Genomic DNA, 25,832 nt, shown 5'->3' on the forward strand with positions numbered 1-25,832 from the left:
CCTTAGTCTTCAATGCGGAGCATGCGCAGCCGAATGGCGCAACGACCGTCCGCAGTGCCTTCATAATAACCGAGCACGTTGGGGCAGACCTCGTTGCAGATGGCCTGCCAATCAGGGACGCCGTAGCGGTTCATGATAAAATCGATATCCGGCGCGTAGCGGCTTTCCAGGTGGGCGTAAATGGGGCACTTCTCCATCGTCTCGCTCATCGTTATGGTATCTCCTTTCCAGTCTTTTCAATCTTGACGATAGCCGTCGGTTCATCTATATCCTCTTCATCCTGTAGACGTTTTTCCTGTCCATCCCGTTCCAGCCAGTGGCGGATTCGCTGCTTGGCACGGCTGAGGCGGGACTTGACGCTTCCCGATGGGATGTCCAAGGTGGCGCTGATCTGTTCAATGCTCTGATCGAGATAAAAGCGGAGATAAATGACACTGCGGTAGTCGGGCGGAAGCCGGCTGATGCATTGGCGAAGGATGGACGACTGTTCCTGCTTCTCCGTCGCCGCCTCCGGCGATCCTTCGGCGAAGGCGACACCTTCATCGCGGATCTCGGCGCAAAGGACGTTGCGGCCACGCCGTCGCAAAAGGTCCCGAGCCGAATTGACCGCCATCTGGCAGAGCCAGGACTCCAGCTTGGCCGGATCGCGAAGTTGTCCGATCCGTTCCCCCAGCTTTAAAAAAACATCATGGGTCACATCTTCCGCCAGGCCGGGGTCGCGGAGGATGAAGAAGGCAGCCTGATAGACCGACCTGTAGAATTGCTCGTAAGCGAGGCGCAATCCGTCGGTTCCTCCGGCCTTCAGTGTTTCGATCAGCTCTTCATAGCACACACGCGCCCCCCTACCCCCTGGCCTGTCCTACAGACATGACGCATCTTTCCAACAGATCTATTTTCGCTACGAACGTGCCATCCCCTGCACAAGCAGGAAAAAAAGCGCCTCAAGAAAACATCCCTGCGCAGGTAATAAAGGTCTGGAAATTCGCGCCGAACTTTCATTATTGTTCATTCTCGAAGGGAACGGAAAATTCCCGCCCGCGCTCTCTCAGCCAGCGCCGGTGCAGGGCATAATCGGGCATACACCGCTCCACCAGGGTCCAGAAGCGGGCAGAGTGGTTCAATTCCTGCAGATGGCAGAGTTCATGGATGATCACGTAATCCATCACCACCGGCGGGAACAGGACGAGCCGCCAGTTGAAGGAGAGGCTTTGCTTGGACGAACAACTCCCCCAGCGGGTCTTCTGATCGCGAATGGTGACCTTATCATAGGCGCAGCCGAGCCTCCGAGCGATTTCGCCAACCCGCTGCGGAATGAGCGCCTCCGCCTGGGCGCGCATCCATTCACCGGCGACTGGCCGCCACTGCCCCTTGCGCTCTGGCTCCAAGCGGATAAAAAGCCGTCCGGCGTCCAATTTGACCCGGCCTTCCGCCGGAACAGGGGCATTATCAGTGATGGCGACGATGTCAATAGGCTCGCCTCGAAAAAAGACTCGCTTTTCCTCGGCGACACGGGCAAGACGTTCCTTCTCCTGCTGAAGACGCCGCCAATGGCGGACGATCCAGTTCCCCTTCCGTCTCAACACCTCCTGGATCTGATCACCAGTCAATGCGGCCGGTCCCCGCACTTCGAGCCCCCGATCGGTCAACCGCAGGCTGAGATTGCATCGCCCCTTGCGCCGCGCCACGAGCAAGGGAACGGCCTGGTCGTCAAAAAGGATTTTCCCGCCTTTGCCCCGGGACAGTTCAATCGCCACCCGTTCGTCTCCCGGCCTTGTTTTTGCCTGTCTCCCCGCCATGACTTCCTCCATAAACATAACAGTCCTCAAAAAAACGCTATAGATGTCGGTTGTCCTATTGACATTGGAACATATGTTTTATATGCTGTCGTTAGAACATCAGTTCCAAGGAGCGTGTGGAACCATGGAAGCAACCGGTTCTGTTCGGGCGTCAGCGGCCCGTCGAGCGCCTGCCGTCCCTCGATTTTCCGCCAAGCCTGCAGTGCGGCGCCGCCCCGAATCCCTTACGACCCGAACACAGCAATGGCTCGAATCGGCTGACACCATACGTGAAACAGGGATCATCTACGGCGCCTGCGCCTTCGCTTTTCTCTACCTGACGGCGAAAGTCCTGCAAAGTCTCCTGTTCTGACAAAGAGACAACCACTGCTTCCCGCGCGAAAGGGAAGCCTCGTCAAAAACAAGGTTCATAGCGAGAGCCACCGTGAACAGCGGCGGCTCTGTTTTCGTTTTCCGATGGTGGATTGTTTCGTCAACGCCTGTCAAGGTCGTCTGCGGCGACAAGGCCACCGAAGCGGAGGCGCTGATCGTATGCTGACTTGTCATCGTAGATGGATCGTTTAATGGACATTGCGCAAGACCATCACAACTTTGCCGAGGATCGACAGGTCACGTACCCGGATCGGTTCAAGAGCGCTGTTCTCCGGCTGCAATCGCACATGATCGGCTTCCTTGAAAAAGCGCTTGACCGTAGCATCGTCATCGATCAGGGCGACCACAATCTGTCCATTGCTGGCATGGGCTTGTCTACGGACGATCACCGTGTCGCCGTGCAGGATGCCGGCATCGATCATGCTGTCTCCTTTGACTCGCAGACCGAAGAACTCTCCTTCCCCCAGCATCGACTTGGCGATGGGCAGATAGTCCTCCACGTATTCCGCCGCCAGGATAGGCGAACCAGCCGCCACGTTGCCCAGCAGGGGAACTTGTAGGAAAGGACCAGCCGCCGACTGACTTCTCCCTTCAGCAGCGTTGTCGCCATCGCCGGGTAGCTGTTCTTCCGCCATTTGACCGGCCGAAGGACCGGCCAAATGGCTGGTCGTCCACACGGGGGATCCTTCCTCAGAGACGCCGACGGCAGCCATAGCGTCAGGGGGATTGTTGCTCCCCCATTCGCGCCGTTCCTGCCGATCGGCGAGCACCTCGATCGCCCGGGGCTTCGTCGGATCCTTGCGGATCCAACCCTTCTCTTCCAAACGTTTCAGATAGACATGCACCGTCGAACTGGAGGCCCAACCCATCTGCAAGCCGATCTCGCGGACACTGGGCGGATACCCCTTCTCACGGACATTTTTTCGGATGACTTCGAAAACTTCCCGTTCTTTCGGTGTGAGTTGCATCATCCCACCTCCACTTCCATATTAGCACGTATGTTCCATTGAACTCAAGGGAATTCCAAAGAAACCCGGCGCGGCCAACCTTTTTCGAACAGCCCCGACCGGGTGTGGTCACGGCGCTGGTCTATGGATCGACGGCATCCTTTCCCTCGGGTTACCTGTTGCTTTTGCCGTGCAAAGGATCAAAAAAGCGGCGGTGCCCATCATGAAAGGTCATGAAGCGTCACCACCGCTTTTTTGATTGCAACATGAATTACTTTTTGTGGAAAATCATTGGGGTACTGCTACGTCGACTCACGGATTCAGGTTCTGTATCTAACCGTAAGGTCAAGAGAACCGGTGCATACCCACATTGTATTCTCTAGATTCAACAAGGGTGTGTCTGATCATGACTTATGAACGACTCAGCAGACAAATTTAGACATTTCCCCCGCGCATTCCTTGCAGACGGCCTTTCCCCGATAGTTATGTACATCAGATGCACTGCCGCAAAAAACGCAGGCGGGCTCGTACTTCTTCAAAACGATCTTTTCTTCCTCGACAAAAATCTCCAGTCCATCCTTATCTGCGATGCCCATGATGCGGCGGAGTTCCATCGGGATGACAACCCGGCCCAGTTCGTCTACTTTCCGAACGATTCCCGTCGATTTCACGAACCCTCCTCCTTCCACCCTCTTCGACATTCATCTGCTTATCTTTACTATACCGCCCAAGCTCTACATCGTCAACCTTATTTTTCCATAAAATTGCCGATTTTTTTCTCTAACCCTAATTTATTGTAGAATGAGTAAAAAAACGTTCGCTGGGTTATGCTAGGCATAAATGCAAAAGAAAGGAGCATGATGGAGTGGAAAATAACATCGAGCGCAAGAGCGATAATGTGTTGAACGGCACCACCTGGGAATTCCTCAAAACCGGCTGGTGGGTGTGGCACGTCTTCGCCATCGCTTTGGTCTTTTACCTGGGTCACTTGCTCTGGCCTATCTACCGTTAAACATGCGGAAAGGCTCCGGTTCACCGGGGCCTTTCCTTTTGTCTGAACATCGCTTTTTGCCTAAGCATCGCTTTTTAGCCTAAGCATCACTTTTTGCCTGAACATCACTTTTCCCTGAACATCACTTTTGCCTGAACATCGCTTTTCCCTGAACATCACTTTTCGTCAGCGTCGAGACCGTATTTGTTCTGCAGGATGTCCTTGATCTGATTGGCGCGCAAAGCGTCCTTCTCGGCATAGTCCAAGAAGATTTTCGCCACTTCCTTGTCTTCGGTCGTCTGCGCAAACTTCTGATAGTCGCGGACAAGTTCCTGTTCATTGAGCAGCGACTTCATCAAGAAATCCCGGGTGCTCAGTTGCATAGACGTCACCTCCACCATTAGTTTGGCGGAGATGACAGGATTTCATCCTCATCACCCACCCAAAGAGCCGGCCAGGGCAGGCTTTCCAGCACCCGGATAACTTCTTCCCTTGTGTCCGGCGTCGTCCGGATCAGCACGAGGCCGGCTTCCTTGTCAACGGTTGTCGGCACGCCGAGATGGCCAAAACCCTCCAAGATGATGTCAAGGTAGAAGATGTGGGAAGGGTTGATGCGCACCTTCAGGAAAGCGTCCTCGCCGCCGTCTTTAGGTCGGCGAACAAGATCGAGGGGGGCCACGGGACGGGGCAGGCGGATGAAGATGCGTTGGTGGGGTCGAGGCGCCTTGTCGATGGCGTTGCCCTCATCATCGCGCATCTCGTTGACGATGGTCAAAAAGGGCGCTGTGCCGGGGCCGGCCAGTTCCAGGATATCGCCGAGGCGGATGCGGTTGCGCACCTCGATCTCGGCGACGCGCTTCTGGGCGTCATAAGCCTGGACGACACCGACGAAGTCATAGTCGCGCCGGTACGGGAGAGCGGGCTCCTGTCCCGGCGGACCATGGAGAAAGCCGCGCGTATAGGGCCGGTGGCTGATCTTGGCCAGTTCCTCCCACCAGGAGGTTAAGGTGCGCGCCGGCCGCCCGGCAGCCTGGGCGGCGAGGGCGCTGTCGACGGCGCGGCGGTAGACCTGGGTGACGGTGGCCACATAGTGGACGCTCTTCATGCGGCCTTCGATCTTGAAGCTGTTTACACCGGCGTCGATCAGGGCGGGAATGTCGGGGAGCAGGCAGAGGTCCCGGGCGTTAAATACGTAGGAGCCCCGCTCGTCCTCCTCCACGGGCAGGTAGAGGCCGGGTCGCGTCTCTTCCACGAGGGCGTATTTCCAGCGGCAGGCCTGGGCGCACTCGCCGCGGTTGGCGCCCCGCCCCGTCAGGTAGTCGCTGATCATACAGCGGCCTGAGTAGGACATGCACATGGCGCCGTGGACGAAGACCTCCAACTCGATGTCGACGGCCTGGCGGATCGCTCGGATCTCGGCCAAGGAGAGTTCCCGGGCCAGGACGATGCGCTTAGCGCCCTGGTCGGCCCAGAAGCGGGCCGATTCGGCGTTGGTCACATTGGCCTGAGTGCTGATGTGAATGGGCAGGTCGAAAACGGTCCGGCGGGCGACAGCAAAGACGCCGGGGTCGGAGACGACGATGGCGTCAGCGCCCATGTCCCGCAGTTCTGTCAGATAAGCGGGCAGGTTGGCAAAGTCGCGGTTGTGGGCGAAGATGTTGACCGTCACATAGACCTTTTTGCCCTGTTCATGGGCAAGGGCGATGGCCCGGGCCATCTCCTCAGAGGTGAAATTGCCGGCGTAGGCGCGCAGACCCAGTTCCTTGCCGGCCAGGTAGACGGCGTCAGCGCCGTAGTGAAGGGCCATGGCCAGCTTCTCCGGGTTGCCGGCCGGCGCAAGCAGTTCAATTCCCATATTTGGCGACCGCCCGGAGGTGTTCGTTGAAGGTGCGGCTGAACTGATGGTAGCCATCCCCTTTGGCCACAAAATAGAGATAGTCGGTCTTGGTTGGGTACAAAGCGGCCTGCAGGCTGGCCTTGCCCGGGTTGGCGATGGGGCCTGGTGGCAGACCAGCATACTTGTAAGTGTTGTAAGGCGACTCGATCTGCAAGTCTTTATAGTACAGTTTGGCCTTCGGCTGGCCCAGCAAGTACTGGATCGTCGAACAGGCTTCGAGCTTCATGCCTTTGTTCAGGCGGTTGTGGAAGACGGCGCTGATGACGGGGCGGTCTTCCGCCTTCTGGGCTTCCCTCTCGATCAGCGAAGCCAGCACCACCGTGTCACGGACACTGATATTCAATTCCTTCATCCGCGCCCGCACCTCAGGGGTCATCTCCTGGTCAAAGCGGCTGACGAGCATACGCACGATCTCTTCCGGCGAGGTGTCGCGCCGGATGCGATAGGTGGCCGGAAAAAGGAACCCTTCCAGGCGGTTTTCATTGGCAGGGAGTTTTTTTAGGTAATCATACTCCAGCGGCGTCTGGGCCAGGGCTTTGCGAAAAGCGTCGCGGTCAACCAGCCCCTTGCCGGTGAGCAGGTCCACGATCTGGCGCGTCGTGTAGCCCTCAGGGATGGTGAAGCTATAGAGGCGCGTCTTTCCTTCGATCAGCACTTGTAAGATATCCGGCACGGAGAGACTGGGACTGAGCAGATATTCGCCAGCCTTGAGGGACTCACCGCCATGCCCGCGGGCGTAGTTGGCGAAGGCGCGGCTGCTGCGGATCACCTTTTTGACCTCCAGTATGTCCCCGATATCCCGGGCAGTCACATTGGCGGGGATCTCGACAATGATCTCCTGCTTGTTTCCCGGCTCCAGGGGCTCCAATCCCTGCCGGTACGATTGGAATGCGATCACGGCGGCGATGATGCCGATGATGGCCAGGATCCCGAAGGGCCAGGCTTTTTTTCTTCTGCTCCGCACCGTTGGGCCTCCTCAAAAAAAATCCCCCGCTGCCACGGAGGAGGTCAGTCACCATTATAGGCAGAGCGGGTGGGAAAAACAAGATTGATCAGGGCGGGGAAAGAGGCGGCTGTCGAAAAAAGAAAAAGAAATTCGCCCCATGCAAAAAGCCATCCGAATATTCGGATGGCCTTCCATACAAGGGGTTACCGGGTTACTCTTCTTCGCCGTCTTCTTCGCTCAGTTCCTGCCAGAAGTCGGCGACCTTCTCCCATTCTTCGTCGTCTTCGATATGGCTGAACACTTCTTCGCCGTTTTCCTCATACTCAACGCGGAGGATGATGGCTTCATCCTCTTCATCGTCGAGAGGCAGGAGGATGGCGTACTCCTTGCCATCGACTTCGACGCGGTCCAGTTCCTCAAACTCCAGTTCGTTACCGTCTTCATCAGTCAGGACGATGATGTTTTCTTGTTCCTGATCCACCGGTAATCACCTCTATTCGCTACGAAACTAAAGCCATTGTATACCAGGGGACACCCCTTGTCAACGAACGCTCAAGGTAAGTATATCCCGCAAGGCCGGTGGATAACCGTTTTTTTACCCTGTCCGATTGTGTCGAAGGGCTGGACGGTCGTCATTCGGAGGTTTCCTTCGACTGTTCCTTCGCCGCAAGATGGGCCTTCGCGTCCATATAGTTCTGCAGGATCAGCACGGCCGCCAGCTTGTCGACGACCTGCTTGCGCTTGGCCCGGGACAGGTCCCCGGCGATCAGCGTCTTCTGGGCGGCCACGGTGGTCAGCCGCTCGTCCCAGTAGTCGACGGGAATGTTCAGCTTTTTCTCGACAAGGCTACCGAATTTGCGGATGCCTTCCGCCCGCGGGCCGTAGGTGCCGTTCATGTTGCGCGGCAGACCGCAGACGATCCGCTCGACCTCATAGGTCTTCACCAGTTCTCTCAGGTGTTCCAGATCGGCGGCAAGGCGGCTGCGCCGAATAGTCGCAACGCCTTGGGCCGTCCAGCCCATCAAGTCAGAAACGGCCACGCCGATGGTCTTGTCCCCTACGTCCAGCCCCATGATCCGCAATGGTTCATACCACCTTAATGCAAAAGTCCCGGCACATGCGCGCGCAATAGCCGCAGAGGAGACAGCGGGCCTGGTCGACGACGACGCGCTCCTCTAACCGCAGCGCCCCCTGGGGACAGGCCGGCACGCAAGCACCGCAACCGGTACACCAGTCCTCAATATGGAGCCGTCTCTCCCGCCTCCGCACCTCACACCAGTTCGCCTCGGCGACTGATTCCCCGGCAAAGAGACGCAGGTTCACTTCCAGTTCCCCTTCGGACTGCATGCCGATAGCGATGGCGTCCAGGTGGGGCTGGGCGAGCGCCCAGGCGAGAGCCTCCGGCGCTCTGGCGTGAAGATTGCCGCCACCGAGGACCTTCATACCGTAAATCCCTTTCCCCGCCTGATGGGCTTCGGCGATGGCGGCGAGCATGTCCGAGGCCGTGCCGTCGAGGATGCCGATGCCCTCCATATTGATGAGCGGGTGAATCACGTCGACCTCATCCATAGCGGCGGCGGCACGGACGGCGGCGACGGCGTGGGTCGAGATGCCGACAGCCTTCACCCATCCCCGCGCTTTCGCCTCCAGCAGATATTCGAAGGCTTCCCAGTGGCCTCTGATGGTATGCTCACTCTCCTGCTCATGAAGCAGGAAGATGTCGACCACGTCCCGGTCCAGTTCCCGCCGTGCCTCTTCGAGGGCATCCTGCATCCCTTCGGCGCTGTAGGCGTAAGACTTGGTGGCGATGACCACGTCGCCCATATTGCCCCCGTCGCCTTTGTAGCCGCGCAAAGCCTCCCGGATGTAAGGGTACGTCCCATAAATCTGAGCTGTGTCGACAAAAGTAACGCCTGACCAAAAGGCCCGTCGCAGCAACGCCGCTCCCCGGTCAAGGGGAAGCGACGCTTGCAGCGGGCCGATCGTCAGGCTGCCAAAACAGAGGCGGGAGACATCCAGTCCCGATTTGCCGAGCCTCTTCTTGCCCAGCTCTGTTTTACGGAGTGAGCCAAGACCGGGTTCACCGAATGGTGAATGTTCGGCTGATTTACTGAGCTTTCTCCTCATCATGGCTCTCCAAGTAAAAACGTACAAGTTCTTCTAATAGATCATCTCGCTCCAAACGGCGGATCAGGCTGCGGGCGTTTTTGTGGCTGGTGATATAGGCGGGGTCCCCGGAGAGAAGGTAGCCCACCAACTGGTTAATGGGGTTGTAGCCTTTCTCCTTCAACGCTTCATAGACGGTGCGGAGAATATCGCTGGTAGCCAGCTCATCTTCTGCCTTCGCCAGGAACATCATCGTCTGGTCAAAGGTTTCGTTTGCCATCGGTCCCAACCCCCCAACGGAATCACGCTCGAACAAACAGCTTGGGCAGCGAGAAAGCTTAAGCAGAAAGGGGCTCTCCCATGGTCACCATCAGATAGTCACCAAATCGCTCTATACAACCATATTATTCTGCGCCAGTTTCTATTTTCCTCTACTTTTGCGCTATTTAATCTGGCTCTTCAGGAGCTTTTTCGCCGCTTCCAGGGCGTCGGACAGCCTGGACGGGTCTTTGCCGCCGGCCTGGGCCATATCGGGGCGGCCGCCGCCGCCGCCGCCGCAGACCTTGGCGGCTTCTTTGACCAGGTTGCCGGCGTGGACGCCCCGTCCGACGATGTCCTTCGTAGCGGCGGCGACGAGGTTGACCTTGTCGCCGGCGACAGCACCTAGAATTAATACACCGGAACCGAGTTTTTCTTTCAACAGGTCAGACATGGAGCGCAGAGCGTCCATGTCGGGCGCTTGCACCTTGGCGGCCAGGACGGTGACGCCGTTGATCTCCTCTTTGCCGGCGAGAAGGTCGTCGATCTGGTACTTGGCCAGGCGGCTGAGCAGCTGCTCCATCTCGCGCTCCTTCTCGCGGAGCTGGGCCTGGAGGGAGTCGACGCGGTTGGTCACCTCGGCGGCGGGGACTTTGAGCTTCTCGGCCAGCATGCGGACGGTCTCTTCCTGCTCGTTCAGGTAGGCGAGGGCCGCTTCGCCGGTGACAGCCTCGATGCGGCGCAGGCCCGCGCCGATGCCGCTTTCGGAGAGGAGTTTGCAGAGGCCGACCTGGCTGGTGTTGTCAAGGTGGGTGCCGCCGCAGAGTTCCATCGAGTAGTTGCCCATGCGGACGACGCGGACCCTGTCGCCGTATTTCTCACCGAAGAGCGCCGTGGCCCCCATCGCCTTGGCCTCATCGATGGACGTCTCAAAGACCTCGACGGGCAGCGCCTGGAAGACGGCCCGGTTGACGGCCGCTTCGATGCGGTTCCACTCGTCGCGGGTGAGGGGGCTGAAGTGGGAAAAGTCAAAGCGCAACCGGTCGGGCGTGACGAGGGAGCCGGCCTGGTTGACGTGTTCGCCGAGCACCTCCTTAAGGGCTTTGTGCATCAGGTGAGTGGCGCTGTGGTGGCGAGCGATGGCCAACCGACGGGCGCTTTCGACCTCAGCGACGACTTGATCGCCTTCCTTGAACACGCCTTCGGCCACGACGCCGAAATGGACGTGGAGGCCGCCGGCCATTTTTTTCGTATCCTCCACGCGGACGACAGCGTCGCCGGCGCGCAAGAGGCCCGAGTCGCCGATCTGGCCACCCGATTCGGCGTAGAAGGGCGTTTCGGCGAGGACCACCTGGACGGCTGTGCCGGCGCCGGCCTCAGTGACGCGCGTGGCGCCGGCAACGATAGCTTTGACAACGCTCTCGCCGGAGGTCCTGCCGTAGCCGGTGAAGACGGTCGGCCCGAGCTGCTGGAGCAGTTCGGCCCAGAGCTCCATGCCGGCGCCGTAGGCAGTGTCCTGACGGGCAGCCCGGGCGCGCTCGCGCTGGGCTTCCATCGCTTGTTGGAAGCCGTCCTTGTCGACGGTGAGGCCATTTTCCTCGGCGATGTCCTCGGCCAGGTCGAGGGGGAAGCCATAGGTGTCATAGAGGGTGAAGGCCTGCTTGCCGGGCAGGACGTTGCCGCCCTCCTGCTTGACCTTGGCCACCATGTCGGCGGCGATGCGCATGCCGTCATGGAGCGTCTCATGGAAGCGCTCCTCTTCGATCTTGATGACCTTGCAGACGAAGTCCTGCTTCTCGCGGATGTCCGGGTAGGCCTCGCCCATCAACTCGACGACGACGGGGACGATCTCGTACATGAAGGGCTTGTCGATGCCGAGGACCTTGCCGAAGCGGACGGCCCGGCGCAGGATGCGGCGCAGCACATAGCCGCGGCCTTCGTTGCTCGGCAGAACGCCGTCGGTGATCAAGAAGGTGCAGGAACGGATATGGTCGGCGATGACGCGGAAAGGGAAGCCCCGATCGTCGCGGTGGTAGACCTGGCCGCAGAGTTGCTCCACAAAAGCGATGAGCGGCCGCAGGAGGTCCGTGTCATAGTTGGAGCCCACCTTTTGCAGGACCGAGGTGACGCGCTCGAGGCCCATGCCCGTGTCGATGGAGGGCCGGGGCAGCGGCGTCATCGTGCCGTTTTCGTCGCGGTTGTACTGCATGAAGACGAGGTTCCAGATCTCGAGCCAGCGGTCACAGTCGCACTTGCCGATGGCGCACTCTTCCGCCTTGCAGCGCAGGTGTTCGCCGCGGTCGATGAGGATCTCCGAACAGGGGCCGCAGGGGCCCGTGTCGCCCATAGCCCAGAAGTTGTCCTTCTCGCCGAGGCGCAGGATGCGCGCTTCGGGCAGGCCGATCATGTCGCGCCAGAGGGCGAAGGCCTCGTCGTCATCGAGGTAAACAGTGGCGTAGAGCTTGTCCTTCGGCAACCCGCACACATCGGTCAGGAACTCCCAGGCATACCGGATGGCGTCCTTTTTAAAGTAGTCGCCAAAGGAGAAGTTGCCGAGCATCTCAAAGAAGGTATGGTGACGGGCCGTCCGCCCGACCGTGTCCAGGTCGTTGTGCTTGCCGCCGGCGCGGACGCATTTCTGGGACGTAGTGGCCCGCAGGTAGGGACGCTTCTCGAAGCCGAGGAAGACGTCCTTGAACTGGTTCATGCCGGCGTTGGAAAAGAGCAAGGTGGGATCGTTGTGAGGGACCAGGGAGGAACTGGCGACGATGGTATGTCCTTTTTGCTCGAAATATTCGAGAAAGAGCTGCCGTACCCGGTTGCCGGTGAATTCCAAAGCCTTAACGCCTCCTTGAAAATAGACAAAGACCCATCCCCGGACCGCCTAAAACGCCGGCCAGGGACGAGTCAATCTACATTCTTATCCAGACTGGATCATCGCTCGACTCGTCCTGTCGATATGTGTCCAATCTGTAATATAGCCTGTTGGGGAGGGGGCTGTCAAGGCACATAAGGAGGACTCCTCAATGCAAAGCGTAGCATATTATCATCAGTTTAAAGACTGAAGGACTTTCCTCCACCGCGCATTTCTCCCATATTCAATACAAACGATCACATCCTGCCGGGCCAACCGGTTGATTTTCATTTCGGAAAGACATCATGAGGGATATCCCCTTAAACTATATGCCAATCGACTTAAATATATATAATTATAACCTGAATTTTGCTCCCGTGGCTATCTCCAGGCTTTCTTCAGGTGGTCTACCATCATCTCGACGATGGCATCGTTCTCCCCCAACCCCTGCATGTGAAGGCTCACATCATAACCCTTAGCCTCCAGCCGGCTTTTCCAGGAATGGGGCGCATCGCCGGCCATGTCCTTTTGGGCATGGCTGCCAGCCACGACCAGAAAGGGCGCGACCTTGACCTTTTTCACGCCGCTGGCGGCCAGGTCATTTAGGGCATGTTGCAGTTTCGGATAGCCCTCAACGGTGGCGAGCATCACATTCTTGCCCCGGTACTGATGGCGCAGGAGATCATTGAGGCAGCCGAAAACGCTCAAGGACCGGTGATCGGTCCCATGGCCCATGAGCAGCAACGCTTCCTCATCGCTGTTTTCGGGGATGAGGCCGGCGATAGCTTCACAGGCCCGCCGGTAATCGTCGAATTCATGAAGGAGCGAGTCGCTGAGGACGAGTCTGTCAAAGACAGGACCGTCGCTGGTCTTCATCGCTTGCAGGCTCCTGACGATATCCTCAAGATCACAGTACTCCCGGCCGGGGAAAATATGTAGGGAGTGAACAACCACCTGGTTGTAGCCGTCATCTCTCAGTTTGGCCAGCGCCGTCAGCGGGCTGTCGATGAACACCTGTTGCTCCCGGGAGATTTTTTTGCGGATCATGGAGGAGGTATAGGACCAGCGCACCTCCACGCCGGGGAAGGCCGCTTTGACCTTGGCCTCGATATGATCCAAGGCCGCCCGCCCTTCGGGCGCACTCGTGCCGAAGGCGACGAGGAGAATGGCCGGTATGTCGGCTTTTGCTTTGGCATTCACCATATCAGAAATCGCTCCCATCACAAAAAACTTTTAGAGTCTGTCTAAAAACCCCCTCAAGAGAGGGCAAAAAGCAAGACGTTTTTATATGGAAATTGGTGGAATTTAAAGGGAATTCGACTCTTCGCGTCGAAGGATATAGGTACAAAGACTGTTTATAGCGAGGCGATGTACCTTGTTTCGATTCGATGTGGACCCCCAAGTTAGCTTTTACGACTTTGCAGCCCTCTGGGACCAACTTGTGCCTGCCGATTCCGTCTTTCGCCTGTTTCGTGAATTGGCGCCCCTATTAATACAACCGGAGGATTTTACAGGTCTCTATTGCCTTGACAACGGACGTCCCAGTCATGCGGCCCGGCAGATGACGATGGCCTGCATGTTACAGGAAATGCTGGGCGAAACAGACCGGGGGATGGAAGCACAGACACGTGTGAACATCGAGGTCAAGTTTGCGTTAGGAATGGCCCTCGATGAACCGGGCATTGATCACGCCAATTTTGGCGTCCACCGGCAACGGCTCATCCAAAAGGAACTTGATAAGGTCTATCTCGATCGCTTTATCCGGTTGATGTACTACCTGGGCGTTTTGACAGGGAAAGAACCTTGGATAACGGACACGACCCATGTCATAGCTCCCATCAGTGCCCCCACGACCATCGAACTGATCCGCCAAGCCATGCGCCTGTTGGTGCGTCTTTTGGCGAAGCAATACAGTGTTCCATGGCATGCAATCCCCCATGCCCCTCGGGCGGTACGTTACCTGGAAACAGTGACGGAAGTGAAAGAGCATAACCTGGACGATAAGGCCAAAATGGAACGGCTTGTTGAAGTGGTCAGCGAGGCTGACGAACTGCTGGCCTACGTGGAGTCATCGGAGGCTTCGTGGAAGAAGAAGCCCGATGTCATTCATTACGCCCTTTTGCTTTGCCGTATCCTCCGTGAACGAATCATTCGGAAAGATGATGGAACTCTTGAGATAGCCCCCGGCGGTTCTGTCAAAGATATGATAGTTTCGGCTGTAGACAGCGAAGCCCGTTTCGGTTGTAAGGGCAAGACGAAATGGCGCGGGTATAAGATGGCCATCGTCGAAGTCGGAAATTCCGGATTTATCGCCGCCGCCGAGGCCATGAAAGCCAACGACTATGACGGCTCCAGTCTGGTGCCGTTAGCGGATCAGCTTCCCACCGATTGTGTAGAAAACCCGACGATCATTGGAGATACCCACTATGGTGCGGGCGATGACCGTGTCACCCTCAAGGAAAAAGGCATTGACGTAGTGGCGCCACTTTCACCAAAGACAAAATGTGATATCCTCGCGGGCGAGGGATTTCAAGTTTCCGAAGACCAAACACAACTGATCTGCCCGAGAGGAAAAGTCATCACCACCTATTCGGAAGTGGCAGATGGGAAGAACTTCGTGCTTCGCGCCAAGGACCATGATTGCAAGCACTGCCCTCGTTACACGACCTGTTTTAAAGAAAAGAAACATCGGCGCACGATTTTTATTCACAACGCCTATGGTGTCATGCTCGAGGCGGCAAAGCACTCCCAAACGAAAATCTATAAGGAACAGATGCGTCTTCGCAGCCGCATCGAAGCCAAGCAAAATGAACTGGTCAACCGTTACGGACTGCGCCGGGTTCGCCGTATCGGAAAACGAAATCTGGCTTATGCCGCCCGGCTCAGCGCGTTAGCGGCGAACTTTCAAAAACTCAACCGTCTACGAAATGATAAGAATGCAACCATGGTGTTGGAGGTGAGTGCCTTACGCGGTGTTGCTTTCAAAAAAGCCGCATAAGGTGCAAGGGGGAGATCTGCCCTTTTTGAGGAAAATCCTCAAAAAGGGCCGGTGAGACCGATAAAAAGACTCTAGTTTTTTGCTGTTTGTATTAAAAAATCATGCTTTTGCAAGGGCTGGCTAGGGAATTTGCTTATTTTCTAGACGGCCTCTCTTAGGTGTAATCTACCCTACGTGCTTCCTTGCGGAGCGACAATCTGGAGTGCACCAGGCTGCTGAGGTCCGTCTAATCATCGGGCTGTAACGCACCATAGTATTACGACCTCTCTTCGCCAACCGTATGTGGGGTGATTCGACAAATTCTGTTTTCATTCTCTTGAGCGCCCCGTGGCAGGACATGTTTGTCTAATGTCTTTTCGCCGAGTAGCTTTTTCAGTGCTATGTTTTCGGATTCCAATCGCTTAAATTCTTGTGCGGACGGCACATACGGAGCAGTTTGTTTTGCGTCCGCCGGTGCTTCTTGGAAGCCCTTGTGTTGTGATTCTCGAATCCAGTAATACAGTCGTTTCGGGTCGATCCCATGTCGGCGGGCCACTTGTGTTGCATTTCCCGCTTCCATGGCTTCTTGGATCAGCTGTTCCTTCAGTTCTTTTGGGTATCGATTTCGTCTCATATTCTTGACCCCTCCATGTGTTCTCATTGTAGCCCACTAGGGGGTCTTTGCTCAAATTCAATTAGGGGGCTTGATAGATGTGTACGTCCTCCCTAAAGGCTTTTTATAATTATACTCCTTTAGGTCCTACGACAACTAGCCTAACACAGGGGTAAATCTTGGCTAGCTAACAAACAGATGGCTCCATTCGTGCGTCTGGCCTCGTCGGTTCGATACCCTGACCTACGGTGTGTTGCCATTCTGGCTGGGTTGACTTTACATAATTTACGCTTCCGACGCTTACATGTAAATTTATTTAACCACTCGACATTCGTAAAAGACAAAATAGGGATCACCAACGGGCATGTGATTAACGTTCGTATTTAAAGCTAGACTCCATTCAACCATTACAGAAGTGTAATTAAAAATGTAATCTTTATATTTCACCCTTACGCGAGCACCATAACGAAAAAGCCGTTCGATTTCTTTTTTGTTTAAAAAGTTTTTTTGACCGTGTTCAGTTACAGTATGTGTTAAACGATCAACAAAAATTGTTACTGCTCTTCGACCTTTCGTTGTTAAGTTCCATAAGTCACCGTCGACCGATTCGATAATGGTAACTTTTTCTTTTAATTCCATGATTCCGCTTTTTAAAGCGATAAAATACGGGTAGTATATGACAATCCCGTTACTTCCAAACTGGGAAAGAAATTGAGTTCCTTTCTCCATCGCTTTTTCGGCTGTAACCCCAACTGCTCTAGGGAGATTGATATCATCGCCAGTTTTTACAGCCACCCGTATTGTCCATAGTAAACCGGGGTCAAGAAAGGTATTTTTCGAAAATATATTCCAAGGAGCGGCAGGAATTCCAATATGACGAAGTTCGTAAAATCCCTGTAATTTGTTCACAAGTAAATCTCCTTAATGCTATATAATCTAGGTATTCTACAGGGATTTTAAAAATCCTACTTGATGCTAGTGAGATTGATCCCAATATAACTTTGAGAGTGCGTGGGACCCAAATAACTTTTTATAGGCTGCAATTGCGTAGGAATCCATCATGCCAGAAATATAATCAATTACGTTCCGCCCCCTAGTGCAATAATTATTGTGTCCCTTTCGAAACTCAGGCGGCATAAGGTGGCAATCTTTATTAAACTTCGTATCCATTAATACTTCAAACAATCCTCTAATTATTCTTTCACCCTGCAATTCGTATTGTTGAACGATGTCTGTCCGTTGAATACAGCGAAATGTAATCGTTTTAAGTGCTTTTGCTAATTTACCATATTGGCCAAAAGTAAATTCCATCACGTTTTCGCTGCCTGTTTTCTTTTTAAAATCATCACTTATTTTTGCATACGTAACGTCTCTCATCAGTATATGAATTAGAAGAGAGGTAATCTCTTTAATGAAAATTGAGTTAAATTCTTCCGAGGTCTTCGCTTTATTTGCTTTCTCTTTTGCATTCTCGACAATGGAAGAGAACGTATTTAACAGAAGTTCTTTTTCCTTATCTGATAGTTTATTTTCCAGAAAGTACAACTGTAGTTCGTGTTGAAGTTCATCTATTGTAAATAGCCTGAGATTAAGTGAATCTTCTAAATCGTGCCCGGCATAGGCGATTTCATCGGCTAAATCCATTAATTGAGCATCTATGGTTCTCAGCTTAAAATCACGAGAGCCTTTAAGCTGATTTATCATTTGGAAATCATTATCATAGATAAATTTATCTTTGTTAGCACTCCGTTGATTATAATACTTAACTGTGCCAAGCAAAGTTCTATATGTCAAGTTAAGCCCACCATGATCTGGTATTTTCTTTTCGAGTGTCGTCAAGACCCTCAATGTTTGAGCATTTCCTTCAAAACCACCAAAGTCCTTCGAAATTTCATTCAGCACTCGTTCACCGCTGTGACCAAAAGGCGGATTTCCGATATCGTGCGCTAGCGCACAGGCTTCGATCGCGTAGATATCTTCGTGCGAATATCCAAACTCATACGCAAAAGACCGGGCAATTTGTGCTACTTCTAAACTATGTGTTAATCTGTTTCTAAAGAAATGTTCATGACTTACGCCTAACAATTGCATTTTCCCCTGTAAGCGACGAAAAGATGAGGAGTAAAGAACTCTCGTATAATCTCTTTCAAGGGCATGGCGGCTCCGTTGTGTGCTTGGCATATCGACACTGCTTTGACGCATATCATTAAAAAATGATACTTCGTCAAGAAGTTTCCGAGTTACTTCTTTTAACTCCGAGAGTTTCTTTTCGCGGTCTTCGATCTGTCCCAAAAATTCAGGTAGTTCTTTCCGCTCGTCATTCATTTTATTCCACTCCTATTAAAAAGTGATTGAAATAATATTAGACAAACATGCCCCGCCACGGGGCGCTCAAGAGGATGAAAACAGAATTTGTCGAATCACCCCACATACGGTTGGCGAAGAGAGGTCGTAATACTATGGTGCGTTCATGAGTGATCGGTTAACCACTAATTTCCACAAGCTCGGTTTGACCAATAACAACTATGCAATGCTAATATCCTTTTGCAAATGATGTAATCAACGCTAGAAAGTTCTCTTTTCGCAAAACATTCGGGTCAATCGCTTCCGCAACAAAGATACCCAATAGAAGATTGTATCCCTTAGGATGAATCGGTTCAACCCCCTAATTCTAGAGCGTAGACCCCTTATTCGCTGTTTTTCGTAGAGTCTCACAAAATTGACGATTGCGCTGATTCGGGGGGCTGCCGTCACCGCCTCTTACAGGGTCCTATACAGACCAACGTCTATCAAGGGCAAGGGCTTCGCCACGCCTTCGGCGTCCCTTGACAGACGTCGGCCTGTATAGGGAACGTCAATTAGGCGGTCGACGTCGGGCTTTGCGCTTTAGCCTGCCTGGTCTATAGTGCGGCACCTATGCTACAGCGTGACAATAAAAGCGGGTACGTTCCCATCCGCCAGCTGTCGACAAAACTCCGCAGGGGACATATTGTAGAGGCTGCCGTGGATTCGCCTCTGGTTGTAAAAGTCAATGTATTCTCCGACCACCTGGTAGGCGTCTTGGTAGGATTCAAAGGCATGCTTGATGTAGCACTCGCGTTCCAGATTTGCATGAAACGATTCGATATGGGCGTTTTTGTTCGGCGTCTTTGGGGGAATTCGTTCGTGTTCAACCTGGTATTGTTCGCACGTTTCCTCAAACACACGGCTGATAAACTGCGATCCATTGTCGGTTCGCACAATTGGCTTCTTTTCTTTTTCAAAGCAGTTTCGTTTCCACAACGCCCGTTTCAGCGTATTGGCTGCGTCAGCACCTTCACAATTTAACCCGATATGGTAATCTACAATCGAGCGATCATAGACATCGATGAGCGACATGAGATAGAAGAAGCGATCTTCGCCGGCGATGTAGCCGTATTTGATGTCCATCTCCCAAAGTTCGTTGGAGGCGGTAATGGTTCGGTTGCGCGCCATCCGGCGCGGATGTTTGGCCTTGATCTGACGTTGTGGCGATAGGATGTCTAACTCTTTGCATAGTCGATAGGTTTTTTTATGGTTGATGATCAACTGATGCTGTTTATGAAGGCAGAGCCCCAGCTTTCGATATCCGTAGACGCTTTCTTCGCCAGCGATGAGCTCCATCAGGTATTCCTTAATTTGTTCATCGCTGATTCGCTTTCCGTCTTGTGTCCATGAATACCCTGGTTGCGGCCGTCCGCCATTGTATGCGCGCTCTTTCGGTTCTCTCTGTAGACGTTGGCGCCGAGCGTAGTAGGTGGCTTCGTGAATGCCGATGACACGCAAGATAAAGGCAGTGCTGGCTTCCTCCCGAGCTACCCATTCATCGGCAACTTCTAATTTTTCCGATAGCTCGGGTTCTTCTTTTTTATTAAATCTTGCAATATTTGGATTTCTAATGTCTTTTCGCCGAGTAGCTTTTTCAGTGCTATGTTTTCGGATTCCAATCGCTTAAATTCTTGTGCGGACGGCACATACGGAGCAATTTGTTTTGCCTCCGCCGGTGCTTCTTGGAAGCCCTTGTGCTGTGATTCTCGAATCCAGTAATACAGCCGTTTCGGATCGATCCCATGTCGGCGGGCCACTTGTGTTGCATTTCCCACTTCCATGGCTTCTTGGATCAGCTGTTCCTTCAGTTCTTTTGGGTATCGATTTCGTCTCATATTCTTGACCCCTCCATGTGTTCTCATTGTAGCCCACTAGGGGGTCTTTGCTCAAATTCAATTAGGGGGCTTGATAGAAACCACCGTCGCCCAACGATTGATCCGACGTATGGCCGAGACCTATGGAAAAATAACGGATGTATACACGTTAGACGCGCTGTTTGCCAAAGCACCCGTCATTCATGCCGCTCTGGATGCAGGCGCTCATGTAGTTGTTCGCATGAAAGAAGAACGTCGACGGATAATGAAAGAGGCAAATGCCTGCTTTGCGAACCGGCTTCCGGACTCCACTTGGGAAGAAAGAGATGGAAAAGGGAATACCGTTTACGTTCAAGCTTGGGACGAAGAGGGATTGGCACAATGGCCGCAAGTTCGCGTGCCCATGCGAATCGTAAAAATCATTCGTCATACCAACAAGACAGTCATCGAAGCAAACAAAGAAGTCTTTGTCACTGATGTGGTGGAGCGCTGGATAGCAACCACATGCTCATCCGAAAAAGCGGATACCCAGACGATCGCACAAATTGCCGCCGCTCGTTGGGATATTGAGAATATTGGATTTCGCAACCTTAAGACGTTCAACGCCTTGGACCACTGCTTCGTGCACGATTCGGTGGCGATCAAAGCAATGATCGGATTTCAAGTGCTGGCTTTTAATCTTAAGCGATTGTTTTTCTTTCACCACCTCCCTGCCTCTTCTCGTAATCGAGATGTGCCGCTTCGATATCTCATTGATGAGATGCGCGAAGCGACGAGGTGGTTATCTTTACATCTATATCGTTGGGTCTGGGAGTGGGGCTTATCTACTGCCTAGCTGACCAAGGGTGAAAGGGTGGGATTGCCTATCGAAGCACTGGTATAAACAAGGTGTTTTTTTCCATAAACTTGCGTAGGATAAATGCAACTGTCGACTGGATAATTTAAACATTTAAAGAGGGAATTGGTAAAGCCCTTAAATCGGTTAACCGAGTCTGTCTAAAAACCCCCTCAAGAGAGGGCAAAAAGCAAGACGTTTTTATATGGAAATTGGTGGAATTTAAAGGGAATTCGACTCTTCGCGTCGAAGGATATAGGTACAAAGACTGTTTATAGCGAGGCGATGTACCTTGTTTCGATTCGATGTGGACCCCCAAGTTAGCTTTTACGACTTTGCAGCCCTCTGGGACCAACTTGTGCCTGCCGATTCCGTCTTTCGCCTGTTTCGTGAATTGGCGCCCCTATTAATACAACCGGAGGATTTTACAGGTCTCTATTGCCTTGACAACGGACGTCCCAGTCATGCGGCCCGGCAGATGACGATGGCCTGCATGTTACAGGAAATGCTGGGCGAAACAGACCGGGGGATGGAAGCACAGACACGTGTGAACATCGAGGTCAAGTTTGCGTTAGGAATGGCCCTCGATGAACCGGGCATTGATCACGCCAATTTTGGCGTCCACCGGCAACGGCTCATCCAAAAGGAACTTGATAAGGTCTATCTCGATCGCTTTATCCGGTTGATGTACTACCTGGGCGTTTTGACAGGGAAAGAACCTTGGATAACGGACACGACCCATGTCATAGCTCCCATCAGTGCCCCCACGACCATCGAACTGATCCGCCAAGCCATGCGCCTGTTGGTGCGTCTTTTGGCGAAGCAATACAGTGTTCCATGGCATGCAATCCCCCATGCCCCTCGGGCGGTACGTTACCTGGAAACAGTGACGGAAGTGAAAGAGCATAACCTGGACGATAAGGCCAAAATGGAACGGCTTGTTGAAGTGGTCAGCGAGGCTGACGAACTGCTGGCCTACGTGGAGTCATCGGAGGCTTCGTGGAAGAAGAAGCCCGATGTCATTCATTACGCCCTTTTGCTTTGCCGTATCCTCCGTGAACGAATCATTCGGAAAGATGATGGAACTCTTGAGATAGCCCCCGGCGGTTCTGTCAAAGATATGATAGTTTCGGCTGTAGACAGCGAAGCCCGTTTCGGTTGTAAGGGCAAGACGAAATGGCGCGGGTATAAGATGGCCATCGTCGAAGTCGGAAATTCCGGATTTATCGCCGCCGCCGAGGCCATGAAAGCCAACGACTATGACGGCTCCAGTCTGGTGCCGTTAGCGGATCAGCTTCCCACCGATTGTGTAGAAAACCCGACGATCATTGGAGATACCCACTATGGTGCGGGCGATGACCGTGTCACCCTCAAGGAAAAAGGCATTGACGTAGTGGCGCCACTTTCACCAAAGACAAAATGTGATATCCTCGCGGGCGAGGGATTTCAAGTTTCCGAAGACCAAACACAACTGATCTGCCCGAGAGGAAAAGTCATCACCACCTATTCGGAAGTGGCAGATGGGAAGAACTTCGTGCTTCGCGCCAAGGACCATGATTGCAAGCACTGCCCTCGTTACACGACCTGTTTTAAAGAAAAGAAACATCGGCGCACGATTTTTATTCACAACGCCTATGGTGTCATGCTCGAGGCGGCAAAGCACTCCCAAACGAAAATCTATAAGGAACAGATGCGTCTTCGCAGCCGCATCGAAGCCAAGCAAAATGAACTGGTCAACCGTTACGGACTGCGCCGGGTTCGCCGTATCGGAAAACGAAATCTGGCTTATGCCGCCCGGCTCAGCGCGTTAGCGGCGAACTTTCAAAAACTCAACCGTCTACGAAATGATAAGAATGCAACCATGGTGTTGGAGGTGAGTGCCTTACGCGGTGTTGCTTTCAAAAAAGCCGCATAAGGTGCAAGGGGGAGATCTGCCCTTTTTGAGGAAAATCCTCAAAAAGGGCCGGTGAGACCGATAAAAAGACTCTAGTTTTTTGCTGTTTGTATTAAAAAATCATGCTTTTGCAAGGGCTGGCTAGGGAATTTGCTTATTTTCTAGACGGCCTCTAACCGTAAGAGGTCGCTAACCCACTTGGCATTATTTGGATTGCGTAGGTTCTGTCAATCCCCTACATAGCGGGTCATCCAGTGAAACCTCTAGTAAGTCGACCCTTCATCGAAAAACCTCTTCCCCTTTCAATCCCCTACATAGCGGGTCATCCAGTGAAACTTCGTTATGAGAACTCGTATATAGACTTGCGGCGGGTCACCTTTCAATCCCCTACATAGAGTCTGTCTAAAAACCCCCTCAAGAGAGGGCAAAAAGCAAGACGTTTTTATATGGAAATTGGTGGAATTTAAAGGGAATTTGACTCTTCGCGTCGAAGGATATAGGTACAAAGACTGTTTATAGCGAGGCGATGTACCTTGTTTCGATTCGATGTGGACCCCCAAGTTAGCTTTTACGACTTTGCAGCCCTCTGGGACCAACTTGTGCCTGCCGATTCCGTCTTTCGCCTGTTTCGTGAATTGGCGCCCCTATTAATACAACCGGAGGATTTTACAGGTCTCTATTGCCTTGACAACGGACGTCCCAGTCATGCGGCCCGGCAGATGACGATGGCCTGCATGTTACAGGAAATGCTGGGCGAAACAGACCGGGGGATGGAAGCACAGACACGTGTGAACATCGAGGTCAAGTTTGCGTTAGGAATGGCCCTCGATGAACCGGGCATTGATCACGCCAATTTTGGCGTCCACCGGCAACGGCTCATCCAAAAGGAACTTGATAAGGTCTATCTCGATCGCTTTATCCGGTTGATGTACTACCTGGGCGTTTTGACAGGGAAAGAACCTTGGATAACGGACACGACCCATGTCATAGCTCCCATCAGTGCCCCCACGACCATCGAACTGATCCGCCAAGCCATGCGCCTGTTGGTGCGTCTTTTGGCGAAGCAATACAGTGTTCCATGGCATGCAATCCCCCATGCCCCTCGGGCGGTACGTTACCTGGAAACAGTGACGGAAGTGAAAGAGCATAACCTGGACGATAAGGCCAAAATGGAACGGCTTGTTGAAGTGGTCAGCGAGGCTGACGAACTGCTGGCCTACGTGGAGTCATCGGAGGCTTCGTGGAAGAAGAAGCCCGATGTCATTCATTACGCCCTTTTGCTTTGCCGTATCCTCCGTGAACGAATCATTCGGAAAGATGATGGAACTCTTGAGATAGCCCCCGGCGGTTCTGTCAAAGATATGATAGTTTCGGCTGTAGACAGCGAAGCCCGTTTCGGTTGTAAGGGCAAGACGAAATGGCGCGGGTATAAGATGGCCATCGTCGAAGTCGGAAATTCCGGATTTATCGCCGCCGCCGAGGCCATGAAAGCCAACGACTATGACGGCTCCAGTCTGGTGCCGTTAGCGGATCAGCTTCCCACCGATTGTGTAGAAAACCCGACGATCATTGGAGATACCCACTATGGTGCGGGCGATGACCGTGTCACCCTCAAGGAAAAAGGCATTGACGTAGTGGCGCCACTTTCACCAAAGACAAAATGTGATATCCTCGCGGGCGAGGGATTTCAAGTTTCCGAAGACCAAACACAACTGATCTGCCCGAGAGGAAAAGTCATCACCACCTATTCGGAAGTGGCAGATGGGAAGAACTTCGTGCTTCGCGCCAAGGACCATGATTGCAAGCACTGCCCTCGTTACACGACCTGTTTTAAAGAAAAGAAACATCGGCGCACGATTTTTATTCACAACGCCTATGGTGTCATGCTCGAGGCGGCAAAGCACTCCCAAACGAAAATCTATAAGGAACAGATGCGTCTTCGCAGCCGCATCGAAGCCAAGCAAAATGAACTGGTCAACCGTTACGGACTGCGCCGGGTTCGCCGTATCGGAAAACGAAATCTGGCTTATGCCGCCCGGCTCAGCGCGTTAGCGGCGAACTTTCAAAAACTCAACCGTCTACGAAATGATAAGAATGCAACCATGGTGTTGGAGGTGAGCGCCTTACGCGGTGTTGCTTTCAAAAAAGCCGCATAAGGTGCAAGGGGGAGATCTGCCCTTTTTGAGGAAAATCCTCAAAAAGGGCTGGTGAGACCGATAAAAAGACTCTAGTTTTTTGCTGTTTGTATTAAAAAATCATGCTTTTGCAAGGGCTGGCTAGGAATTTGCTTATTTTCTAGACGGCCTCTACATAGCGGGTCATCCAGTGAAACTTGAACAGGAAGAAGGGGTGGGCCCCAACCGGGAGCCTTTCAATCCCCTACATAGCGGGTCATCCAGTGAAACTTATCCATCGTTCCATCATTCATTCCGCCTCCCTGTACCCTTTCAATCCCCTACATAGCGGGTCATCCAGTGAAACAGCGGCCGCCCGGTAAGCCCCCGGTTGCTGCCGTAGGCTTTCAATCCCCTACATAGCGGGTCATCCAGTGAAACTGACAGCAAGTATGAAAGTGGTGGTGGAGATCGCTTTTCTTTCAATCCCCTACATAGCGGGTCATCCAGTGAAACCTCAATCTGCTACCGAATAGCCCTTTTTCGGCTTTACCTTTCAATCCCCTACATAGCGGGTCATCCAGTGAAACCATTGTCAGCCATTACACCACTTCCCCTCTGGGTTAAACTTTCAATCCCCTACATAGCGGGTCATCCAGTGAAACGATGGCATAGGTTCCCGTGGCTTGCGTGGGCACATGGGCTTTCAATCCCCTACATAGCGGGTCATCCAGTGAAACTCTCTCTCTTAGCGTTAATCTTCTCGACCAAAGACTTCTTTCAATCCCCTACATAGCGGGTCATCCAGTGAAACGCCCCGGCCCTCACGCTGTTTAGTAGGGATCCGGTTCTTTCAATCCCCTACATAGCGGGTCATCCAGTGAAACGCGTTGGAGGATACCTCCTCGATAGACTGAGAAATCCTTCTTTCAATCCCCTACATAGCGGGTCATCCAGTGAAACTGATTAAAGACCCCAAGGGAAAGGTACTTATTGATACTAACTTTCAATCCCCTACATAGCGGGTCATCCAGTGAAACGATCTTGGACACTCGTGCGGATCATTACCTTG

General features: G+C 53.2%; 25 protein-coding genes and 1 CRISPR repeat array (1 of these 26 running past the window's edge). Of the genes, 6 read left to right on the forward strand and 19 right to left on the reverse strand.

The features are described from left to right. Positions 1–2 precede the first annotated feature (2 nt). The 3 genes from HM1_RS01095 to HM1_RS14275 all read right to left on the reverse strand — a co-directional run bounded on the left by HM1_RS01095 (position 3) and on the right by HM1_RS14275 (position 1,814). The gene (locus tag HM1_RS01095) at positions 3–209 is read right to left on the reverse strand and encodes a hypothetical protein (protein WP_012281398.1); all 207 of its coding nucleotides are present in this window, start codon (positions 207–209) and stop codon (positions 3–5) included. Between the two features lie 2 nt (positions 210–211). Then, the gene (locus HM1_RS01100; RefSeq protein ID WP_012281399.1) at positions 212–832 is read right to left on the reverse strand and encodes an RNA polymerase sigma factor; all 621 of its coding nucleotides are present in this window, start codon (positions 830–832) and stop codon (positions 212–214) included. A 166-nt stretch (positions 833–998) separates the two neighbouring features. Next, the gene (locus HM1_RS14275; protein ID WP_012281400.1) at positions 999–1,814 is read right to left on the reverse strand and encodes a M48 family metallopeptidase; all 816 of its coding nucleotides are present in this window, start codon (positions 1,812–1,814) and stop codon (positions 999–1,001) included. Between the two features lie 106 nt (positions 1,815–1,920). On the opposite strand from HM1_RS14275, the gene HM1_RS01110 reads away from it, so the two are divergent. After that, positions 1,921–2,148, forward strand: a complete 228-nt coding sequence (locus tag HM1_RS01110; protein WP_041313040.1) for a hypothetical protein — start codon at positions 1,921–1,923, stop codon at positions 2,146–2,148. Positions 2,149–2,356: 208 nt separating this feature from the next. Here the strand turns inward: HM1_RS01110 and lexA are convergent, their stop codons facing one another. After that, entirely contained in the window at positions 2,357–3,136 is a 780-nt protein-coding gene (gene lexA, locus HM1_RS01115; protein WP_049753998.1) for a transcriptional repressor LexA, read from the reverse strand. 401 nt (positions 3,137–3,537) lie between these two features. After that, complete coding sequence (locus HM1_RS01120; RefSeq protein WP_012281404.1) at positions 3,538–3,786, reverse strand: AbrB/MazE/SpoVT family DNA-binding domain-containing protein; 249 nt, start codon at positions 3,784–3,786, stop codon at positions 3,538–3,540. A gap of 194 nt (positions 3,787–3,980) precedes the next feature. Here HM1_RS01120 and HM1_RS15645 point away from each other — a divergent pair, with 194 nt between their 5' ends. After that, positions 3,981–4,127 carry a hypothetical protein gene (locus HM1_RS15645; RefSeq protein ID WP_012281405.1) on the forward strand — a complete coding sequence of 49 codons (147 nt, stop codon included), beginning with the start codon at positions 3,981–3,983 and terminating at the stop codon, positions 4,125–4,127. A gap of 155 nt (positions 4,128–4,282) precedes the next feature. Here HM1_RS15645 and HM1_RS01125 read toward each other — a convergent pair whose 3' ends face one another. The 9 genes from HM1_RS01125 to HM1_RS01165 form a co-directional block, all read right to left on the reverse strand. After that, a complete protein-coding gene (locus HM1_RS01125; protein WP_012281406.1) occupies positions 4,283–4,489 on the reverse strand; it encodes a hypothetical protein in 207 nt (68 codons plus the stop codon). Between the two features lie 17 nt (positions 4,490–4,506). After that, on the reverse strand, positions 4,507–5,961 hold the full coding sequence (locus HM1_RS01130; protein ID WP_012281407.1) for a U32 family peptidase C-terminal domain-containing protein: 1,455 nt from the start codon (positions 5,959–5,961) through the stop codon (positions 4,507–4,509). Further along, a complete protein-coding gene (gene mltG / locus HM1_RS01135) occupies positions 5,951–6,967 on the reverse strand; it encodes an endolytic transglycosylase MltG (RefSeq protein ID WP_012281408.1) in 1,017 nt (338 codons plus the stop codon). The genes HM1_RS01130 and mltG overlap by 11 nt, the downstream gene beginning before the upstream one ends. Positions 6,968–7,160: 193 nt before the next feature. Then, the gene (locus tag HM1_RS01140) at positions 7,161–7,430 is read right to left on the reverse strand and encodes a DUF1292 domain-containing protein (RefSeq protein ID WP_012281410.1); all 270 of its coding nucleotides are present in this window, start codon (positions 7,428–7,430) and stop codon (positions 7,161–7,163) included. Positions 7,431–7,581: 151 nt separating this feature from the next. Then, a complete protein-coding gene (gene ruvX, locus HM1_RS01145) occupies positions 7,582–8,031 on the reverse strand; it encodes a Holliday junction resolvase RuvX (RefSeq protein WP_012281411.1) in 450 nt (149 codons plus the stop codon). Positions 8,032–8,035: 4 nt separating this feature from the next. Then, positions 8,036–9,076 carry an aldo/keto reductase gene (locus tag HM1_RS01150; protein WP_012281412.1) on the reverse strand — a complete coding sequence of 347 codons (1,041 nt, stop codon included), beginning with the start codon at positions 9,074–9,076 and terminating at the stop codon, positions 8,036–8,038. Continuing rightward, the gene (locus HM1_RS01155) at positions 9,057–9,335 is read right to left on the reverse strand and encodes an IreB family regulatory phosphoprotein (protein ID WP_012281413.1); all 279 of its coding nucleotides are present in this window, start codon (positions 9,333–9,335) and stop codon (positions 9,057–9,059) included. The genes HM1_RS01150 and HM1_RS01155 overlap by 20 nt, the downstream gene beginning before the upstream one ends. Before the next feature lie 162 nt (positions 9,336–9,497). After that, positions 9,498–12,149, reverse strand: coding sequence for an alanine--tRNA ligase (alaS, locus tag HM1_RS01160; protein WP_012281414.1), 2,652 nt, complete (start codon positions 12,147–12,149; stop codon positions 9,498–9,500). A 399-nt stretch (positions 12,150–12,548) separates the two neighbouring features. Next, entirely contained in the window at positions 12,549–13,370 is an 822-nt protein-coding gene (locus HM1_RS01165) for a sirohydrochlorin cobaltochelatase (RefSeq protein WP_012281416.1), read from the reverse strand. 172 nt (positions 13,371–13,542) lie between these two features. Here HM1_RS01165 and HM1_RS01170 point away from each other — a divergent pair, with 172 nt between their 5' ends. Beyond that, positions 13,543–15,165, forward strand: coding sequence for an IS1182-like element ISHmo2 family transposase (locus tag HM1_RS01170; RefSeq protein ID WP_012281187.1), 1,623 nt, complete (start codon positions 13,543–13,545; stop codon positions 15,163–15,165). Positions 15,166–15,421: 256 nt separating this feature from the next. Here the strand turns inward: HM1_RS01170 and HM1_RS01175 are convergent, their stop codons facing one another. The 5 genes from HM1_RS01175 to HM1_RS01195 all read right to left on the reverse strand — a co-directional run bounded on the left by HM1_RS01175 (position 15,422) and on the right by HM1_RS01195 (position 19,938). Then, the gene (locus tag HM1_RS01175; protein WP_236995028.1) at positions 15,422–15,778 is read right to left on the reverse strand and encodes a transposase; all 357 of its coding nucleotides are present in this window, start codon (positions 15,776–15,778) and stop codon (positions 15,422–15,424) included. A gap of 291 nt (positions 15,779–16,069) precedes the next feature. Next, positions 16,070–16,666 (reverse strand): hypothetical protein, encoded by a 597-nt coding sequence (locus tag HM1_RS01180; RefSeq protein WP_041313043.1) that lies wholly within the window; start codon positions 16,664–16,666, stop codon positions 16,070–16,072. 66 nt (positions 16,667–16,732) lie between these two features. Beyond that, a complete protein-coding gene (locus tag HM1_RS01185) occupies positions 16,733–18,082 on the reverse strand; it encodes a deoxyguanosinetriphosphate triphosphohydrolase family protein (protein ID WP_012281418.1) in 1,350 nt (449 codons plus the stop codon). Positions 18,083–18,676: 594 nt separating this feature from the next. Then, complete coding sequence (locus HM1_RS01190; protein WP_012281419.1) at positions 18,677–19,561, reverse strand: IS3 family transposase; 885 nt, start codon at positions 19,559–19,561, stop codon at positions 18,677–18,679. 50 nt (positions 19,562–19,611) lie between these two features. Next, complete coding sequence (locus HM1_RS01195; RefSeq protein ID WP_012281420.1) at positions 19,612–19,938, reverse strand: transposase; 327 nt, start codon at positions 19,936–19,938, stop codon at positions 19,612–19,614. Between the two features lie 70 nt (positions 19,939–20,008). Between HM1_RS01195 and HM1_RS01200 the strand changes: the two genes are divergently transcribed. The 3 genes from HM1_RS01200 to HM1_RS01210 all read left to right on the forward strand — a co-directional run bounded on the left by HM1_RS01200 (position 20,009) and on the right by HM1_RS01210 (position 24,802). Beyond that, positions 20,009–20,752, forward strand: coding sequence for a transposase (locus tag HM1_RS01200; RefSeq protein WP_012281421.1), 744 nt, complete (start codon positions 20,009–20,011; stop codon positions 20,750–20,752). A gap of 292 nt (positions 20,753–21,044) precedes the next feature. Continuing rightward, positions 21,045–22,667 (forward strand): IS1182-like element ISHmo2 family transposase, encoded by a 1,623-nt coding sequence (locus HM1_RS01205; RefSeq protein WP_012281187.1) that lies wholly within the window; start codon positions 21,045–21,047, stop codon positions 22,665–22,667. A 512-nt stretch (positions 22,668–23,179) separates the two neighbouring features. Continuing rightward, positions 23,180–24,802: an IS1182-like element ISHmo2 family transposase gene (locus tag HM1_RS01210; protein ID WP_012281187.1), complete on the forward strand. Its 1,623-nt coding sequence runs from the start codon at positions 23,180–23,182 to the stop codon at positions 24,800–24,802. A 139-nt stretch (positions 24,803–24,941) separates the two neighbouring features. Further along, a CRISPR array of direct repeats spans positions 24,942–25,832; the repeat unit is 37 nt; unit sequence CTTTCAATCCCCTACATAGCGGGTCATCCAGTGAAAC; it runs 411 nt beyond the window's last position.

It is taken from the genome of Heliomicrobium modesticaldum Ice1, from assembly GCF_000019165.1.
GTDB classification, from domain to species: Bacteria; Bacillota; Desulfitobacteriia; order Heliobacteriales; family Heliobacteriaceae; genus Heliomicrobium; species Heliomicrobium modesticaldum.

Coding starts and splice junctions, on each gene's coding strand:
- HM1_RS01155 (WP_012281413.1), bottom strand. CDS start 9,335: ATGGCAAACGAAACCTTTGACCAGACGATGATGTTCCTGGCGAAGGCA.
- HM1_RS01185 (WP_012281418.1), bottom strand. CDS start 18,082: ATGAATGACGAGCGGAAAGAACTACCTGAATTTTTGGGACAGATCGAA.
- HM1_RS01175 (WP_236995028.1), bottom strand. CDS start 15,778: ATGAGACGAAATCGATACCCAAAAGAACTGAAGGAACAGCTGATCCAA.
- HM1_RS01110 (WP_041313040.1), top strand. CDS start 1,921: ATGGAAGCAACCGGTTCTGTTCGGGCGTCAGCGGCCCGTCGAGCGCCT.
- lexA (WP_049753998.1), bottom strand. CDS start 3,136: ATGCAACTCACACCGAAAGAACGGGAAGTTTTCGAAGTCATCCGAAAA.
- HM1_RS01130 (WP_012281407.1), bottom strand. CDS start 5,961: ATGGGAATTGAACTGCTTGCGCCGGCCGGCAACCCGGAGAAGCTGGCC.
- HM1_RS14275 (WP_012281400.1), bottom strand. CDS start 1,814: ATGTTTATGGAGGAAGTCATGGCGGGGAGACAGGCAAAAACAAGGCCG.
- HM1_RS01165 (WP_012281416.1), bottom strand. CDS start 13,370: ATGGTGAATGCCAAAGCAAAAGCCGACATACCGGCCATTCTCCTCGTC.
- HM1_RS01095 (WP_012281398.1), bottom strand. CDS start 209: ATGAGCGAGACGATGGAGAAGTGCCCCATTTACGCCCACCTGGAAAGC.
- HM1_RS01195 (WP_012281420.1), bottom strand. CDS start 19,938: ATGAGACGAAATCGATACCCAAAAGAACTGAAGGAACAGCTGATCCAA.
- HM1_RS01125 (WP_012281406.1), bottom strand. CDS start 4,489: ATGCAACTGAGCACCCGGGATTTCTTGATGAAGTCGCTGCTCAATGAA.
- HM1_RS01150 (WP_012281412.1), bottom strand. CDS start 9,076: ATGAGGAGAAAGCTCAGTAAATCAGCCGAACATTCACCATTCGGTGAA.